This is a genomic window from Sphingomonas citricola (assembly GCF_019429535.1).
Taxonomy (GTDB): Bacteria; Pseudomonadota; Alphaproteobacteria; order Sphingomonadales; family Sphingomonadaceae; genus Sphingomonas; species Sphingomonas citricola.
The window spans coordinates 147,055-163,374 of the sequence record NZ_JAHXZM010000003.1; the positions used below are offsets into that span (position 1 = coordinate 147,055).

Genomic DNA, 16,320 nt, shown 5'->3' on the forward strand with positions numbered 1-16,320 from the left:
CGGGGCGAAGTCGAGACTGAACCGGACCTATTCGGATGCGAGGCGCATCGATGGCAGTGATGCCGTGGAGCGGGGGTGATGCACGCATTTCCCGAGCATGACATGCGCGCGCGCGATAGGACAGCGCGTGGAGGAACGCGGTCGCAACGATTGATGGAAATCGCGCGCGCACCATATAGGATCACGAACGTCGCCGCTGTTCGGCGACCCCGGAGTATCCATGACGTCCACTCTTCCCGTCCTGCCGCTTCGCGACATCGTCGTCTTCCCGCACATGATCGTTCCGCTGTTCGTTGGACGCGACAAGTCGGTGGCGGCGCTGGAAGCGGCGATGGCTGCCGACAAGGAGATCTTCCTCGTCGCGCAGCTCGACCCTGCCAACGACGATCCCGCGCGCGACGACCTCTACTCGATGGGCGTGACCGCGACCGTGCTGCAATTGCTCAAGCTGCCCGACGGCACCGTGCGCGTGCTGGTCGAGGGCAAGCAGCGCGCGACGCTGGAAGCGCTGAACGAGCGTGACGGTTATTTCGAGGCCGAGATCGCCGCGGTCGCGGACAAGCCCGTCGAAGGCCCCGATGTCGAGGCGCTGATGCGCTCGGTCGTGAAGCAGTTCGAGGCGTATGCGAAGCTGCACCGCAAGCTGCCGGCGGAGACCGCCGCGCAACTGGGCGAATTGACGGAAGCCGGGCTGCTGTCCGACTCGATCGCGGGCAACGTGCAGATCAAGGTCGCGGAGAAGCAGTCGCTGCTGCTCGAGACCGATCCGGTCAAGCGGCTGGAGATGGCGTTCGCGCTGATGGAGGGCGAACTCGGCGTTCTGCAGGTCGAGAAAAAGATTAAGAGCCGCGTCAAGCGCCAGATGGAGAAGACGCAGCGCGAATATTACTTGAACGAGCAGTTGAAGGCGATCCAGCGCGAGCTGGGCAACAGCGACGACGAGGGCAACGGCGACGAGATCGCCGAGCTGACGCAGAAGATCGCGGGCCTGAAACTCAGCAAGGAAGCGCGCGCCAAGGCGACGAGCGAGCTGAAGAAGCTGAAGACGATGGCGCCGATGAGCGCCGAGGCGACCGTCGTGCGCAACTATCTCGACGTGCTGCTGGGGCTGCCGTGGGGCAAGCGCAGCAAGATCAAGCGCGACCTGGTGGCGGCGGAAGCGGTGCTCAATGAGGACCATTACGCGCTCGACAAGGTCAAGGACCGCATCCTCGAATATCTCGCGGTGCAGGCGAGGACCAACAAGCTGAAGGGGCCGATCCTGTGCCTCGTCGGCCCGCCGGGCGTGGGCAAGACCTCGCTCGGCAAGTCGATCGCGAAGGCGACCGGACGCGAGTTCATTCGCCAGTCGCTGGGCGGCGTGCGCGACGAGGCCGAGATCCGCGGGCACCGGCGAACCTATATTGGCTCGCTGCCGGGCAAGATCGTCACCAATCTGAAGAAGGCGGGGGCGGCGAACCCGCTGTTCCTGCTCGACGAGATCGACAAGCTGGGTCAGGATTTCCGTGGCGATCCGGCGTCGGCCCTGCTCGAGGTGCTCGACCCCGAGCAGAACGCGAAGTTCAACGACCATTACCTCGAGATCGACATCGATCTGTCGGACGTGATGTTCGTGTGCACCGCGAACTCGCTCAACCTGCCGCAGCCGCTGCTCGACCGCATGGAGATCATCCGGCTGGAGGGTTATACCGAGGATGAGAAGGTCGAGATCGCCGAGCGGCATCTGGTCGCCAAGCAGATCGAGGCGCACGGCCTGAAGGACGGCGAGTTCACGCTGACGACCGAGGGGCTGCGCGCGTTGATCCAGCGCTACACCCGCGAGGCGGGCGTGCGGACGCTGGAGCGCGAGATCGCCAAGCTGGCGCGCAAGGCGCTGCGCCAGATCCTGGAGGGCAAGGCGACGAGCGTGACGGTCACGCCCGACAATCTGTCCGACTACGCCGGGGTGCAGAAGTATCGCCACGGCCTGTCCGAGCAGGAGGATCAGATCGGCGCGGTGACCGGGCTCGCCTGGACCGAGGTCGGCGGCGAGTTGCTGTCGATCGAGAGCGTGACCGTGCCGGGCAAAGGTCAGGCGAAGGTAACGGGCAAGCTGGGCGACGTGATGAAGGAGTCGGTGCAGGCCGCCTATAGCTTCGTTCAGGCGCGTGCGCCGTCGTTCGGGATCAAGCCGAGCCTGTTTCACCGCAAGGACATCCACATCCACCTGCCCGAGGGCGCGGTGCCGAAGGATGGTCCGTCGGCGGGTATCGGCATGGTGACCGCGATCGTCTCGACGCTGACGGGCGTGCCGGTCCGGCGCGACGTCGCGATGACGGGCGAGGTGACGTTGCGTGGGCGCGTGCTGCCGATCGGCGGATTGAAGGAGAAGCTGCTCGCAGCGCTGCGCGGCGGCATCACCACGGTGCTGATCCCGCAGGAGAACGAAAAGGACCTCGCCGAAATCCCTGCGAACGTGAAGGCGGGGTTGAAGATCGTCCCCGTGTCGCACGTCGACGAGGTGCTGCGGCTCGCGTTGACGCAGCCGCTGGAGGCGATCGACTGGACCGAGGCGGACGAGCTCGCCGCGCTGCCGCCCGCGCCGATCACGCCGGTAGGTGCCGAGGTGCATCACTGAAGCGCGGATCGGTGATGGCCACGTGACGGACGTGGCCGCATTCGTCCGACCGTGGTAGCGCCACAACAGACCGCCGCGCATCGACACGCATGCGCGGCGGTTTCGTTTGACACGCCGAACGGCTCTGGCCTTACTGGGCAGATGCGGGTTTGCCCTGGGGCGAATCCGCGCGACATTTTCTTACTGCAACACCGAAGCGTAACGACGGGGGGTTCTCGGGGATGAACAAGCAGGAATTGATCGCGCAGGTCGCGACGACGGCGGGATTGGGCAAGGCCGAGGCGGTGCGCGCGGTCGAGGCGGTGTTCGACTCGATCTCCACCTGCCTGAAGAAGGGCGAGGAAGTGCGGCTGGTCGGTTTCGGCACTTTTGCGGTCAGCAAGCGCAAGGCATCGACCGGGCGCAACCCGCGCACCGGCGAGCCGATGACGATCGAGGCGAGCACGCAGCCCAAGTTCAAGGCGGGCAAGGTACTGAAGGATTCGCTCAACGTCGCGAAGTGAGACCGGGGCGAGGTGAGGTCGGGCCGACGTGAGATTGAGAGGCGCGGCCGCCGATTTGCGCTGGACACCCGCGCAACGCTTGCCTAAAGGCGCCGCTCCGACACGTTCGGGCGCGTAGCTCAGCGGTAGAGCACACCCTTCACACGGGTGGGGTCACAGGTTCAATCCCTGTCGCGCCCACCACATAGGCCCGCAGCCAGCGATGGCGGCGGGCCTTGTCGTATCCGGACGCCGTGATCGGGGATCGCTCCACGCCGCTGGCCGTTGGCGCTGCCAGACCATCGGAGCATCAGCCATGACCGACCAGCATATCGCCGACCAGCATCAGCCGCTCGTCCCCAACAGAACGGTATGGCTCGACCGTTTCGGCGACCTGGACGTGATCGCGCTGTCCGAACAGCCGGTGCCGCAGCCGGTAGATGACGAGGTGCTGGTGCGCGTTGCGGCGGCGAGCGTGAACCCGGTCGACTGGAAGACCGCGGCGGGCGAATATCCGCCCAAGGGCGAGGATCAACTGCCCTTCGCGCTGGGGCGCGATCTGTCGGGACGGATCGATGCGCTGGGAACGCGCGCGCACAACATGCTGAGCGTCGGCGACCGGGTGATGGCGTTCATCGACCAGGACCGCGGCGCGCAGGCCGATTACGTGGTGGTGAAGGCGGTTGAGCTGGTCGCGACGCCCGACGGCATCGACGATGCGACCGCCGCCGCGTTGCCGCTCGCCGCGATGACCGCGTGGCAGGGCCTGTTCGACCACGGCCGGCTCGAGGCGGGGCAGCGCGTCCTGATCCACGGCGCGGCGGGCGGCGTCGGGCATCTGGCGGTGCAGTTCGCGATCTGGAAGGGCGCGACGGTGTTCGCGACCGCGGGGGAGCATGATCTCGACTATGTCCGCTCGCTGGGGGTCGAACGCGCGATCGATTACAAGAACGAGCGGTTCGAGGATCATGCGACTGATCTCGACCTCGTCTACGACACGCAGGGCGGGGAGACGCAGGCGCGCTCGTTCGCGATGTTAAAGAAGGGCGGGACGATGGTGTCGACGCTCGACCCCGACGAGGACAAGGGGCGCGCGCTCGGCATCCGAACCGTGCCGCGTTGGCATGCGCAGCCGAACGCCGCGCAACTGGGCGAGGTGGTCGATCTGGTCGCGGCGGGTACGGTGAATGTGGCGGTCGATCGGACATTCCCGTTCGATCACGTCCGCGAGGCCTATGCCTATACGCGCGACGAGCATCCGCGCGGCAAGGTCGTGCTTTCGATGACGGGCGAATGAGAAAATATCGCTGACCTAAATCCCGCGCTCTGGGATTGTCACGGAACCGAAACGCAGACGTCACTCCGCTGTCTTTGAACATCCATGTGCCTGTCATCCACGACGCCTAGCGCGGCGTGGAGGCCGGCACAGGGGATCGAGTCGGCCGGTCGCTTCAAGCAAGCGTCCGTCATCCACGGTTCGGGGAGTGTCCAATGCAGAACTTCAAGCGCGTTTCGCTCATGCTCATGCTCGGTTGCGCGACCGCGGCGCTGAGCGCTTGCGGCGCCGACGACATCGCCTCGCCGGGAGAGGGCGTGATCGTGCTGCCGTCGCCGACGCCGGCCGCGTCGCCGACCCCCACGCCGACCCCGGGGACGGGCACCGGGCTCGTCACCGCGGCGGCGAGCTGCCCGACGATCGCGGGCCCCAACGCCCTGGCGGATCGCGGCACGATCTCTGGCCCGACCGGCACCTACCGCAACTGCGCGCTGCCTGCGCGCTTCACCGCCTCGACCCAGCTCGCCAAGACGACGGGCGTGATCTACTCGATGGACGGCCGCGTCGACGTCGGCACCGACCAGGGCCCGACCTCGACGGGTTACCAGGTTACGCTCGGCATCGATCCGGGCGTGGTCATCTTCGCCTCGACCGGTACCGCGTTCCTGGCGGTCAACCGTGGCAACCAGATCAACGCGGTCGGTACCCCGACGCAGCCGATCATCTTCACCAGCCGCGCGAACGTCGTCGGCACCAACGACGCGACGTCGCAGGGCCAGTGGGGCGGCGTGGTGCTGCTCGGCCGTGCGCCGATCACCGACTGTTCGGAGCCGACCGCGACGCCGGGCAGCGCGAACTGCTCGCGCGATACCGAGGGCACCTCGGGCGCGCTCTACGGCGGTGCGCAGCCGACCGACAGCTCGGGCCGGATGAGCTACACGCAGATCCGTTACTCGGGCTACGCGCTGGCCCCCGACCGCGAGCTCCAGTCGCTGACCCCGTCGGGCGTCGGTTCGGGTACGCAGATCGACCACTTCCAGTCGGTCAACTCTTCGGACGACGGTATCGAGGTGTTCGGCGGTCGTCCCAACATGAACTACCTCGTCATCTCGGGCGCGGACGACGACTCGCTCGACACCGACGTCGGGTACAAGGGGTTCATCCAGTACGTGATCGCGATCCAGCGTCCGGGCGGCAGCTCGGGTGACGCGATGATCGAGCACGACTCGAACGGCAACGAGGACGCGGTGCCGCGTTCGAACGTTCGCCTCGCCAACTTCACCTTCATCCACCATTCGAAGATCGGCGCGGACGCCTCGGTCATGCTGTTCCGCGGCGGCGCCGACTATTCGCTGTTCAACGGCGTGGTGGTGACCGACTCGGGTCTGCCGTGTGTGCGCATCAACAGCGCGACGACGATCGCGGCGGCGAACAGCGCCACCGACAAGGCGGGGCCGCCGAGCTTCACCTCGGTGCTGCTGTCGGGGTGCAACCCGGCGCTCAGCGGCACGGGCGGCGTGTCGAACGACCAGGTCGCGGCGATTTTCAACGGCGGGCGCAACAACAATGCCGCCTTCACCGCGACGCTGACCAACACCTACATCAACGGTGCGAACGAGACGGCGGCGACCGCGGTCGACCCGTCGAGCACGAGCGTCGTCAACTCGGGCGGCTTCTTCCAGTCGGCACCGTACGTCGGCGCTGTGCGCAACGCGAGTGACACCTGGTACCGCAACTGGACCTGCAACCTCGACTATGCCGATTTCGGCAGCTCGAACGGTTCGTGCCTCTCGCTGCCGACCACCTGAGACCCGCGGGTCACGTGAGGGGGCGGCAGCGATGCCGTCCCCTGATTCGCATCTTGAGGATTTGGGGGAATAATGATGTCCAAGCGGCTGCCGCTCGCGAGCGCCCTTTTGTTGACCACGTGCCTGTTCGCTAGCCCGGCCTTCGCGCAGGCGTCGGGCTCGAACACGCCGACCACCGGCGCACCGGGCGCGACGCCGTCGAGCCCGTCTGGTAATCCGACGCAGGACGAGGCGGAGACGAGCGAAGCGCCGCAGGTGTCGATCCCCGGTGGTGGCGAGGATATCGTCGTCGTCGGCCGCGCACGCACCAATGCGGTGCAGAACGCGCCGCAGGTGATCTCGGTCCTGTCGACCGAGGATATCGCGCGCACCGGCGAGGGCGACATCGCGGGCGCGCTACAGCGCGTGACCGGCCTGTCGGTCGTCGGCAGCGGTTTCGTCTACGTTCGTGGTCTGGGCGATCGCTACAGCCTGGCGCTGCTGAACGGTTCGCCGCTGCCCAGCCCCGAGCCGCTGCGCCGCGTGGTGCCGCTGGACATCTTTCCGACCGACGTGATCGCGTCGAGCCTGGTGCAGAAGAGCTATTCGGCGAACTTCCCCGGCGAGTTCGGCGGCGGTGTCATCAACCTGACGACCAAGACGACCCCGAACGAGCCGTTCCTGAGCCTGTCCGGTTCGGTCAGCGGTGACAGTTACACCACCGGACATCTCGGCTACGTATATTACGGGAGCCCGACCGACTGGACCGGGTTCGACAACGGCACGCGCGACATTCCGGGCCCGCTCCAGGCAGCGCTGAACAGCGGGTCGCCGATCGGCGAGAACGCGACCTTCTCGCGCGCGCAGCTGGGCGAGATCGCGACCAGCCTGGTCAATTCGCGTACGTCGGTGCTGCAGACGCAGTATCAGATGCCGATTAACTTTTCGGGCAACCTGACGGGCGGCACGAGTTTCGACCTGGGCGGGCTGCGGCTGGGCGTGCTCGCCTCCGCGGGGATCGGCAACACGTGGCGCACGCGTCAAACATTGCAGCAGTTCGCGAACGGCGTCGGCGACGCGGGCGTGCTGCAGAACAGCTTCAACCGCGTGATCACCGACAATCGCGTCGTCGTGAACGGCCTGCTCGGGATCAACGCCGAGTTCGACGACAACGTGATCCGCTGGACCAACCTGTACGTCCGCGACACGATCAAGCAGGCGCGGCTGGGCGTCGGTTTCGACCTCGACCGTGCGGGGCAGGACCTGCTGCTGCAAAACACCGCCTGGTACGAGCGGCAGTTGATCGACACGCAATTGACCGGCGAGTTCAAGCCGACCGACGACCTGAAGGTCGACCTGCGCGGCAGCTACGCCAATTCGCAGCGCGAGGCGCCGTACGAGCGCGAATTCCTGTACGTGCGCACCAACCTGCCGCTCGATCCGATCGGCAACAAGTACAGCAACAACCTGGGCACCGGTGGCAAGGGCGGCGCGAACGTCGCGTTCAGCGACCTGAACGAGGATCTGTGGTCGGGCGGCGCCGATCTCGTCTATTCGTTGACCGGCGGGATCAAGCTGGGGGTCGGTTACGCCTATACCGACACCAAGCGGACCTCGACGCGGCGCGCGATCAGCTTCCTCGCCAATTCGCTGCCGATCCCGGTCCAGCAATTGCGCCCGGACTATCTCCTCGCCGATCAGACGATCCAGGCATACGGCATCTACCTGCAGGAAACGACCGCGCAGGACGGTACCGCGGCGTTCGACGCGGCGCTGCGCACCCACGCGGGCTACGGCCAGGTGATCGCGCAATTGACCCCGGCACTGAACGTGACCGCGGGCGTCCGCTACGAAACCGCGAAGCAGACGGTCAACGCGGTCGACATCTTCAACACCGGGCTACCGGGGCTGGCGGGGGCGCTCAACACGCGGCTGAACAAGGACTACTGGCTGCCGTCGCTGACGGTCACCTACGAATTGCAACCCGGCATGCAGCTGCGCGCGAGCGGATCGAAGACGATCGCACGGCCGCAGTTCCGCGAGCTGATCAGCCAGGTCTATATCGACACCGACACCAACCGCCTGTTCCGCGGCAACAACTCGCTGGTCGACAGCCAGCTGTACAATGCCGAGGCGCGGTACGAATGGTTCTTCGGGCGCGATCAGCGCTTCACGCTGGCGGGTTTCTACAAAAAGATCGACAAGCCGATCGAGACCTATTCGGCGATCGTCGGGCAGGTCCAGACCAGCTTCGCGACCGCGCCCGAGGCGCAATTGTACGGTGCCGAGGTCGAGCTGCAGAAATACTTCCCGCTCGAAGGTCTGGGGGGTGAATTCTGGGCCTCGCGTCGGTTCCTGACGATCGCCAACTACACCTACACCCATTCGAAGCTGAAGGTGCAGGACGGCGACCAGACGGTGATCAACGGCGTGTCGCGCGACGCGAACCTGTTCTTCCGCGACGGTGCGCCGCTGACCGGGCAGTCGGACCATCTGGTCAACCTGCAACTAGGGCTGGAGGACACCGACCGCCTGTCGCAGCAGACGTTCCTGATCAACTACGCCTCGAAGCGGGTGACGACGCGCGGCCCGAACGCGCAGCCCGACGTGTATGAATATCCGGGCTTCCGGCTCGATTTCGTGGCGCGCGAGGGAGTGACGATCGCCGGGGTCGAGACCGAGGTGAAGTTCGAGGCGCGTAACGTCACCGCGACGCCGTACAAGGAATACCAGCAGTTCGACGGCCAGCGCATCTACTACAACCGCTACGACGTCGGCGCCTCGGTATCGCTGGGGCTGGGCGTGAAGTTCTGAAGGCCGGATGATGGGGAGCGGGTGCCGGCGTGGCACCCGTTCGCTCAGGCCGGTCGATATGGCCGCGGACCCCGTCCGGCGTGATCAGCGGCGGGCGCGACCATTTCGTCGGCTCACCAGCCCCACGGCCGTTCACGGTACCATTTGGTGATGACGTATTTGTTGCCTGCGCGCACCTTCATGCCGTGGTGGATCGTCGCGGGGTTGAGCGACCCGTCGGGACGATGGTTGTTCCAGCAGACGAGCTTGCCCGTCTCGGGCTGGATCGTCTTGTCGACCGCCTTGAACCGCGTCGCGCCGCCCGCCTCGGGTTCGTTCAGATAGACCATCGCGGTCCAGGTGCGGTTGCCCGCGACCGAGCAATAACGGTGGAAGTCGACGCCGCTCGGCTCGAAATAATCGGTGTGCGCCTTGAACTCCTGACCGAGCGCGTAACGCTGTCCTTGCAGCGGTTCGCCGTGGAGCGGATCGAGCCCGGTGAAGGCGGCGAGGCGCGCATCAACCGCGGCGACGAGCGGGTCGGTCGCGGGCAGGTCGCACGTCTCGCTGGTGCGGAAGGCGGCGTCGCCATTGTGGTCGGAGATCGTCGAGGGGCGGCGCTTGGCATCGATCATGGTACACAACGCCGCGCAAGTCGCGGCGTCGAGAAAGCCGCGCTGGACGAACAGCGTCAGCTTGAGGCTGGGCAGTTTCTGGATGCCCCGCTGCCGGGAGAGATGAGCGGTGATCGCGTCGATGGCCATGACCGGTCTTTAACGCCGCGTCGAACGGTTCCCAAGACGCAGAAATATTACACAAACGTGCCACGCGGCTGTAACATCGCCGACCTAGCGCCGGCGGGGCGGGGAGTTTACCAAAGCGCATGCGATTGAAGTTCGACGCCCGGGCGCGGGCGATCCTGCGGCGGGTGCCCGTGGTGAATGTCTATTCGGCCGCCGAGATCGCGCTGCTGGGCGTGCTGGCGGTGCAATGCGCGCGGCTGGTGTGGACCGTGGTGACGCCGATCGCGCCGCTGGGTGCATGGGCGCCGGCGGGTCCGGTGCTGCCGGGTGACCCGGCGGGCGTGTTCGCGAGCTTCGATCCGTTCTACCGCGTGAGCGGCGCGCAGACGCAGGCGGCGGCGGTGACCTCGCTGCAATTGACGCTGTTCGGCACGCGGATCGACGAGGCACAGGGACGCGGGTCGGCGATCATCGCGGGGCCTGACGGGATACAGAAAAGCGTGAGCGTGGGTGAGGAAGTGGCGCCGGGTGTAGTGTTGAAATCGGTTGCGTTCGATCACGTGACACTCGATCGCGGCGGCGCGAGCGAGAACCTGTTCCTGCCGCAGTCAGACGGCGGCAGCGCGCCGGTGGCGACGCCCGCGGCCGGCGCACCGCCGGCAGCCGCCGGTGCGACGCCCGCGGCGGCCGATCTGCGTGCCGACCTGTCGGCGATCCCGCGGATCGACGGCGGGCGCGTGACCGGGCTGACGCTGCGCGGGCAGGGCAAGGGCGCCTTTCAGGCGGCGGGATTGAAGGACGGCGATGTCGTGACCGCGATCCAGGGACGCGCGATCGGCAGCGCGGCCGATCTGGAGCAATTGCAGAACGGCCAGGCGACCAGCGTGACGATCGAGCGCGGCGAGCAATCGCTGCCGGTCACGTTACCGGGCATTGGGCCGGGCATTGGGCCGGGAGGGGCGCGGTGATGCGGCGTCTCGTATCTGCGGCGCTGCTCGCGTCGTGCGCGCTGTCGGGCGCGCCGGTCGTCGCGCAGACGACGTTGAACGTGCGCGACGCCGACATCCGCGCGTTCATCGCCGACGCGGCCAAGGTGACCGGGCGGACGTTCATCATCGACAATCGCGTGCAGGGCAAGGTGACGGTGGTGACCGACCGCCCGCTGTCGCGCTCGGAATATTTCGAGGTGTTCCTGTCCACCTTGCGCGCGAACGGGCTGGTAGCGGTGCCGACCGCGAACGGCGCGCTGCGCGTCCAGCCGATCGACAATGCGGCGAGCCAGCCGGGGCGGATCGGGCTGCGCGGCGCGGCGCGCAATCAGTTGGTGACCGAGATCATCCGGCTGCGCTCGACCGATGCGACGCAGGCGGTCGACACGGTGCGCCCGCTGGTGAGCGCACAAGGGTCGGTGACCGCGAACCGTGGCGGCAACAGCCTGGTGGTGGTCGATTTCGCCGACAACGTCCGCCGCGTGCGCGAGGTGGTGCGCCGGTTCGATACCGATGTCGCCTCGACCCGGATCGTCGCGCTCAGGAACGCGAACGCCAAGGAAGTCGCGACCGCGCTAACGCAGTTGATCGGCGGCGGTGCGGGCGGCGGCGGGGGGCAGCCGGGAGCGACACCGGGCGGCGCGTCGGCGGTCGCGATCGAGAGTTCGAACGCGGTCGCGCTGCGCGGTGATCCCTCCACCGTCGCGCGGTTGGTGGCGGTGGCGCGTGACCTCGACACGCGGGCACGCAACGCCAACGAGATCAAGGTCGTGTTCCTGGAGAATGCCGACGCCGCGCAATTGCTGCCGGTGCTCCAGCAGCTCGTCGGGCAGCAGCCCGATGCGGTGCAGGAACAAGCGCTCGGTCGCGCGAACTTCGGGTCGAGCAGCACGGGACCGACGACGGGCGGGGCGATCAGCCAGCAGTCGAATTCGTCGAGCTTCCAGCGGTCAACCCAGCCGCAGAGCGTGACGCCGCAAACCGGCAGCCAGCCGCAGCAGGCCGCGATCACCGGGCAGGGCGGGCGAACCGCGGCGGTGGTGACGCGCTTCGCGGGCGCGAACGCGATCGTGATTGCGGCGCCGGGCGACATCCAGCGGCAATTGACCGAGGTGATCCAGCAACTCGACACGCGCCGCGCGCAGGTGCTCGTCGAGGCGATCGTCGCGGAAGTGTCCGATTCGACCATTAACCGGCTGGGCGCGCAGTTCATCCTCGGCAACCTGTCGGGCGGGGCGTTCGGGGCGTCGACCTTCTCAAACTCGGCGCCCAACATCCTGCAAATCGCGGGTGCGATCGGCGCGCAGCAGCTCGCGACCTCGACCACGGTTACGCGCAACACCGACGGCAGCACGACGACGACGCGCAGTACCTCGCCGGCGGCAGACACGCTGACGCAATCGGCGATCAATTCGATCATCCAGTCGTCGGGCGGGCTCGCCGGGTTCGGCGGGACGATCGGCAACACGCTGTTCGGTGCGATCATCCAGGCGGTGAAGAGCGACAACCAGTCGAACCTGCTACAAGTCCCGCACATCATGACGCTCGACAATCAGGAAGCGCACAGCCTGGTCGGGCAGGAGATTCCGATCACGACGGGGCAGGCGCTGTCGAACAATTTCGACAACACGTTCCGCACCACGCAGCGGCAGAATGTCGGCATCGGGCTTGACGTGCGTCCGCAGGTGAACTCAAGCGGCACGATCAAGCTCAACCTGCACATCGAGGTCAGTTCGATCGCGGGGCCGGTGTCGAGCGACAATTCCGACCTGATCCTCAACAAGCGGGAGGTCGAGACGGTGCTGACCGTCGACGACGGCGCGATCGGGGTGATCGGCGGATTGCTGTCGGACGAGGAGCGCCGGACGATCGAGAAGATTCCGTTCCTGGGCGACATTCCGGTCCTGGGCAATCTGTTCAAGTCAAAGGCGAAGACGCGCGCCAAGACCAATCTGATGATCTTCATCCGCCCGACCGTGATCCGATCGGCGGCGGACAATCGCCGCGTGACCGAGCAGCGTTACGGCTATCTGCGGTTGCAGCAGGGGTTGCAGGACCCGGCGGCGGAGCCGTCGATCGACTCGCTGGTGCGCGATTACATGGGCGCGGCGCCGCCGATCCCGCCCGCGGGGCAGCCGGGCAGCATCGAGGATCCGCGCGTCGGCGTGCCGGTGTACCGCAATTCGGTGTCGACGATCCCGGCGCGGCCGAAATGATCCGCACCGGCGCCGAGGTCGCTATCGATCCGACGCTGTCGGGCGGTATCGTGCCGGTCGACGCGGACGCGGTGCTGGACGAGGTCCCGCAGATCGTTCCGCCCACGGCGCCGGTGCATCTGCCCTATCCCTTCGCGCGCAAGTTCGGCGTCGCGCTCGACGGTGACCAGGTCGCGCTGCGCGAGGGGAGCGATCCGCGCGCGCTGATCGAGGTGCGACGCGTACTCGGGCGCGCATTCGACGTGGTGGTGATCGAGCCGGCGGCGTTCGACCGGCTGCTGTCGGACAATTACGCGATGGACGGGCAGGCGACCGCGGCGGCAGCGGTCGGTATGGGCGACGAACTCGACCTGCTGGCGGAAGGATTGCCGACCGCGGACGACCTGCTTGACACCGCCGACGATGCGCCGGCGATCCGGTTGATCAACGGCGTGATTGCGGATGCGGCGCGCAACGGCGTCTCGGACATCCATATCGAGCCGTACGAGACGGGGCTGGTCATTCGTATGCGGATTGACGGCGTGCTGCGCGAGACACTGAGGATGCCGCCGCACGTCGCGCCCGTCGTCGTCAGCCGCATCAAGGTGATGGCGCGGCTCGACATTGCCGAGCGGCGCGTACCGCAGGACGGGCGCATGGGGCTGACGCTGGGGGGCAAGTTGCTCGACGTGCGTGTCTCGACGCTGCCAGCGCGCGCGGGCGAACGCGTGGTGTTGCGTATCCTCGACAAGGAGAATGCGGGGATCGACCTCGACGCGCTGGGCATGAGCGCGGAGATGAACGCGCTGCTGCGCGAGGCGATATCGGTGCCGAACGGGATCGTGCTGGTGACCGGGCCGACTGGCAGCGGCAAGACGACGACGCTATACGCTGCGCTGCGATTGCTGAACGACGGCAGCCGCAACATCCTGACGGTCGAGGACCCGGTCGAATACGCGGTCGAGGGGGTGGGGCAGACGCAGGTCAACGCGAAGGTCGGGTTGACCTTCGCTGCCGGGCTGCGCGCGATCCTGCGACAGGACCCCGACACGGTGATGATCGGCGAGATCCGCGACCGCGAAACCGCCGAGATCGCGGTGCAGGCGTCGCTGACCGGGCACCTCGTGCTCTCCACCGTCCACACCAACGACGCGGTCGGCGCGATCACGCGGATGCGCGACATGAAGGTCGAGCCGTTTCTGCTCGCCTCGACGCTGCGCGCGGTGATCGCGCAGCGGCTGGTCAGGCGGCTGTGCCCGACGTGCCGCCGCGCGGTGCCGGCGCGCGAGACGGTGGCGCCGCTGCTCGGGATCGCCCCCGATGCTGTGGTCTACGGGGCGGTCGGGTGCGAGGAGTGCAACCGGACGGGCTTTCGCGGACGGATCGGCGTGTACGAAGCGGTGCGGGTCGATCCGGTGATCCGCCGGCTGATCAACGACGGCGGCGACGAGGATGCGATCGCGCGTCACGCCTTCGCCGATCCGGCGCGCGATACGCTCGCGGGCGCGGCACGGCGGCTGGTCGAGGAAGGACGCACGACCGCGGAGGAAGCGGTGCGCGTCAGCCGGGCGGACGCGACCGACACGCCGCACGAGCGGCTGGTCGTGGCGGACGCGGCCGAAGCGGCGATCGCGGATGCGCATTGAGGTGACGTCCCGTAGAGGCAGTCTCATCCGCCTGATCAGATGTCGCGTCCAGCCGACTCCCCCTCCACCAGCCTTCGGCTGGTCCCCCTCCCCTTACAGGGGAGGATAGATGGCTGACTTCGATTACGTCGCGATCGACACGCGCGGCAACGAGGCACGCGGACACGTCGCCGCGGCGTCAGTCGAGGCGGCGCGGGCGGTGCTCGACCGACGGCGGTTGTTCGTCGTCAAGATCGAGGCGGGCAGCGCACCGGCGAGCAAGGGGCGGCCGCTGTTCGGGCTCGAGCTCGGACGTGCGAAGATGTCGGGCAAGCAGTTGACGCTGTTCACGCGGCAGTTGGCGACGCTCAACCGCGTGTCGCCGCTGGAAGAAAGCCTGCGCACCGTGTCGCGCCAGACCGAGCAGGAGCGCGTGCGCGTGATCGTCCAGAACGTCCACGCCGGCGTGACCGAGGGGCGCAGGCTCGCCGACGCAATGGCGCGCGAGCCCAAGAGCTTCCCGCCGCTCTACCGCGCGATGGTCGCGGCGGGGGAGAGTTCGGGATCGCTGCCCGAGATCATGGAGCGATTGTCGCTGCTGCTCGAACGGCAGGCGGAGATACGTGGCAAGCTGTTCACCGCCATGGCTTATCCCGCGGTGCTTGCGACCGTCGCGATGGGGGTGGTGATCGCGTTGATGGCGTTCGTGGTGCCGCAGGTGGTCGAGCAGTTCGATACCGTCGGGCAGGAACTGCCGTTCCTCACCCGAATGGTGATTGCGCTGTCGTCGGCGATCACGGGTTATTGGTGGGCGATGCTGCTGGTGCTGGTGCTGGTGGGGCTCGGCGCCTGGGCGGCGCTGCGGCAGCCGCCGATCCGGCTGGCGTTCGACACCTGGCTGCTGCGCGTACCGCTAGTCGGGCGATTGCTGCGCGACCTGCATGCGGCGCGGATGGCGCGGACGCTGTCGACGATGGTGGCGAGCCGGTTGCCGTTGCTGGAGGGGCTCAACCTCACCGCGGGGACAATCCACAACCGGAGGTTGAAGGCGGCGTCGGACGAGATCACCGACGCGATCCGCGGCGGCGGCAGCCTGTCGGCGGCGATGCGGCGGACGGCGGTGTTCCCGCCGCTACTCGTCTATCTGGCGGCGTCGGGCGAGGCGGCGGGGCGGCTCGACGAGATGCTCGAGCGCGCGGCCGATTACATGGAGCGCGAGTTCGACCGCTTCACTGCAACCGCACTGTCGCTGCTCGAACCGCTGATCATCGTCGTGATGGGCGGTATCGTCGCCACGATCGTGCTATCCATCCTGCTTCCGATCCTCCAGCTCAACACGCTTGCCGGACAGTGAGAGAGATTATGCGTACCGAACAAAAGAAGCGCCGGCGGAAGAACGGCTTCACGCTCGTCGAACTGATGGTGGTGATCGTCATCATCGGTCTGCTCGCGACGATCGTCGCGTTGAACGTGCTGCCCTCGGGCGACACTGCGCGCATCCAGAAGGCGAAGGCCGACATCGCGACGATCGAACAGGGGCTGGAGATGTACCGTCTCCAGCAGGGCAGCTATCCGACAACTTCGCAGGGGTTGCAGGCGCTGGCCAGTGCGCCCGCGGGGGTGGATGCGTCGCGCTATCAGGCGGGCGGATATATCAAGCGCTTGCCCGAAGATCCGTGGAACCGTCCGTACCTATACGCTTCGCCCGGGCAGCACGGTGCGGCGGACGTGTGGACGCTCGGCGCCGATGGCAAGGACGGCGGCGAGGGGATCAATGCCGACATCGGCAGCTGGCAGTAAGGCCGGCGGCGGG

General features: G+C 67.2%; 11 protein-coding genes and 1 tRNA gene. 11 read left to right on the forward strand and 1 reads right to left on the reverse strand.

Annotated features, from left to right (window positions below; genetic code table 11):
- Window positions 1–220 precede the first annotated feature (220 nt).
- From lon to KZ810_RS08405, 6 genes are all read left to right on the forward strand, one after another.
- Window positions 221–2,617 (forward strand): endopeptidase La, encoded by a 2,397-nt coding sequence (lon, locus tag KZ810_RS08380; RefSeq protein ID WP_219768596.1) that lies wholly within the window; start codon window positions 221–223, stop codon window positions 2,615–2,617.
- 221 nt (window positions 2,618–2,838) lie between these two features.
- The gene (locus KZ810_RS08385) at window positions 2,839–3,120 is read left to right on the forward strand and encodes an HU family DNA-binding protein (RefSeq protein ID WP_219768597.1); all 282 of its coding nucleotides are present in this window, start codon (window positions 2,839–2,841) and stop codon (window positions 3,118–3,120) included.
- Between the two features lie 108 nt (window positions 3,121–3,228).
- Window positions 3,229–3,303, forward strand: a tRNA-Val gene (locus KZ810_RS08390).
- A gap of 112 nt (window positions 3,304–3,415) precedes the next feature.
- Window positions 3,416–4,396, forward strand: a complete 981-nt coding sequence (locus KZ810_RS08395) for an NADP-dependent oxidoreductase (protein WP_219768598.1) — start codon at window positions 3,416–3,418, stop codon at window positions 4,394–4,396.
- Between the two features lie 194 nt (window positions 4,397–4,590).
- Window positions 4,591–6,183, forward strand: a complete 1,593-nt coding sequence (locus tag KZ810_RS08400; RefSeq protein ID WP_219768600.1) for a beta-helix domain-containing protein — start codon at window positions 4,591–4,593, stop codon at window positions 6,181–6,183.
- A gap of 75 nt (window positions 6,184–6,258) precedes the next feature.
- Window positions 6,259–8,976 (forward strand): TonB-dependent receptor domain-containing protein, encoded by a 2,718-nt coding sequence (locus KZ810_RS08405; protein ID WP_219768602.1) that lies wholly within the window; start codon window positions 6,259–6,261, stop codon window positions 8,974–8,976.
- A 113-nt stretch (window positions 8,977–9,089) separates the two neighbouring features.
- Here KZ810_RS08405 and KZ810_RS08410 read toward each other — a convergent pair whose 3' ends face one another.
- On the reverse strand, window positions 9,090–9,719 hold the full coding sequence (locus tag KZ810_RS08410; protein ID WP_219768604.1) for a prolyl hydroxylase family protein: 630 nt from the start codon (window positions 9,717–9,719) through the stop codon (window positions 9,090–9,092).
- A 119-nt stretch (window positions 9,720–9,838) separates the two neighbouring features.
- Between KZ810_RS08410 and KZ810_RS08415 the strand changes: the two genes are divergently transcribed.
- From KZ810_RS08415 to gspG, 5 genes are all read left to right on the forward strand, one after another.
- Window positions 9,839–10,666 (forward strand): type II secretion system protein N, encoded by an 828-nt coding sequence (locus KZ810_RS08415; protein WP_219768605.1) that lies wholly within the window; start codon window positions 9,839–9,841, stop codon window positions 10,664–10,666.
- Window positions 10,666–12,903: a type II secretion system secretin GspD gene (gene gspD, locus KZ810_RS08420; protein ID WP_219768606.1), complete on the forward strand. Its 2,238-nt coding sequence runs from the start codon at window positions 10,666–10,668 to the stop codon at window positions 12,901–12,903. The genes KZ810_RS08415 and gspD overlap by 1 nt, the downstream gene beginning before the upstream one ends.
- Window positions 12,900–14,528 (forward strand): GspE/PulE family protein, encoded by a 1,629-nt coding sequence (locus KZ810_RS08425; protein ID WP_219768607.1) that lies wholly within the window; start codon window positions 12,900–12,902, stop codon window positions 14,526–14,528. The genes gspD and KZ810_RS08425 overlap by 4 nt, the downstream gene beginning before the upstream one ends.
- Window positions 14,529–14,637: 109 nt before the next feature.
- Entirely contained in the window at window positions 14,638–15,861 is a 1,224-nt protein-coding gene (gene gspF, locus KZ810_RS08430) for a type II secretion system inner membrane protein GspF (RefSeq protein ID WP_219768609.1), read from the forward strand.
- An 8-nt stretch (window positions 15,862–15,869) separates the two neighbouring features.
- Window positions 15,870–16,307 carry a type II secretion system major pseudopilin GspG gene (gene gspG / locus KZ810_RS08435; protein WP_219768611.1) on the forward strand — a complete coding sequence of 146 codons (438 nt, stop codon included), beginning with the start codon at window positions 15,870–15,872 and terminating at the stop codon, window positions 16,305–16,307.
- Window positions 16,308–16,320 lie beyond the last annotated feature (13 nt).

What these genes read in the sequence shown, in the direction of transcription:
- KZ810_RS08410 (WP_219768604.1), bottom strand. Translation starts at nt 9,719, where the DNA reads ATGGCCATCGACGCGATCACCGCTCATCTCTCCCGGCAGCGGGGCATC.
- KZ810_RS08395 (WP_219768598.1), top strand. Translation starts at nt 3,416, where the DNA reads ATGACCGACCAGCATATCGCCGACCAGCATCAGCCGCTCGTCCCCAAC.
- KZ810_RS08385 (WP_219768597.1), top strand. Translation starts at nt 2,839, where the DNA reads ATGAACAAGCAGGAATTGATCGCGCAGGTCGCGACGACGGCGGGATTG.
- KZ810_RS08425 (WP_219768607.1), top strand. Translation starts at nt 12,900, where the DNA reads ATGATCCGCACCGGCGCCGAGGTCGCTATCGATCCGACGCTGTCGGGC.
- KZ810_RS08415 (WP_219768605.1), top strand. Translation starts at nt 9,839, where the DNA reads ATGCGATTGAAGTTCGACGCCCGGGCGCGGGCGATCCTGCGGCGGGTG.
- KZ810_RS08405 (WP_219768602.1), top strand. Translation starts at nt 6,259, where the DNA reads ATGTCCAAGCGGCTGCCGCTCGCGAGCGCCCTTTTGTTGACCACGTGC.
- gspD (WP_219768606.1), top strand. Translation starts at nt 10,666, where the DNA reads ATGCGGCGTCTCGTATCTGCGGCGCTGCTCGCGTCGTGCGCGCTGTCG.
- gspF (WP_219768609.1), top strand. Translation starts at nt 14,638, where the DNA reads ATGGCTGACTTCGATTACGTCGCGATCGACACGCGCGGCAACGAGGCA.
- KZ810_RS08400 (WP_219768600.1), top strand. Translation starts at nt 4,591, where the DNA reads ATGCAGAACTTCAAGCGCGTTTCGCTCATGCTCATGCTCGGTTGCGCG.
- gspG (WP_219768611.1), top strand. Translation starts at nt 15,870, where the DNA reads ATGCGTACCGAACAAAAGAAGCGCCGGCGGAAGAACGGCTTCACGCTC.
- lon (WP_219768596.1), top strand. Translation starts at nt 221, where the DNA reads ATGACGTCCACTCTTCCCGTCCTGCCGCTTCGCGACATCGTCGTCTTC.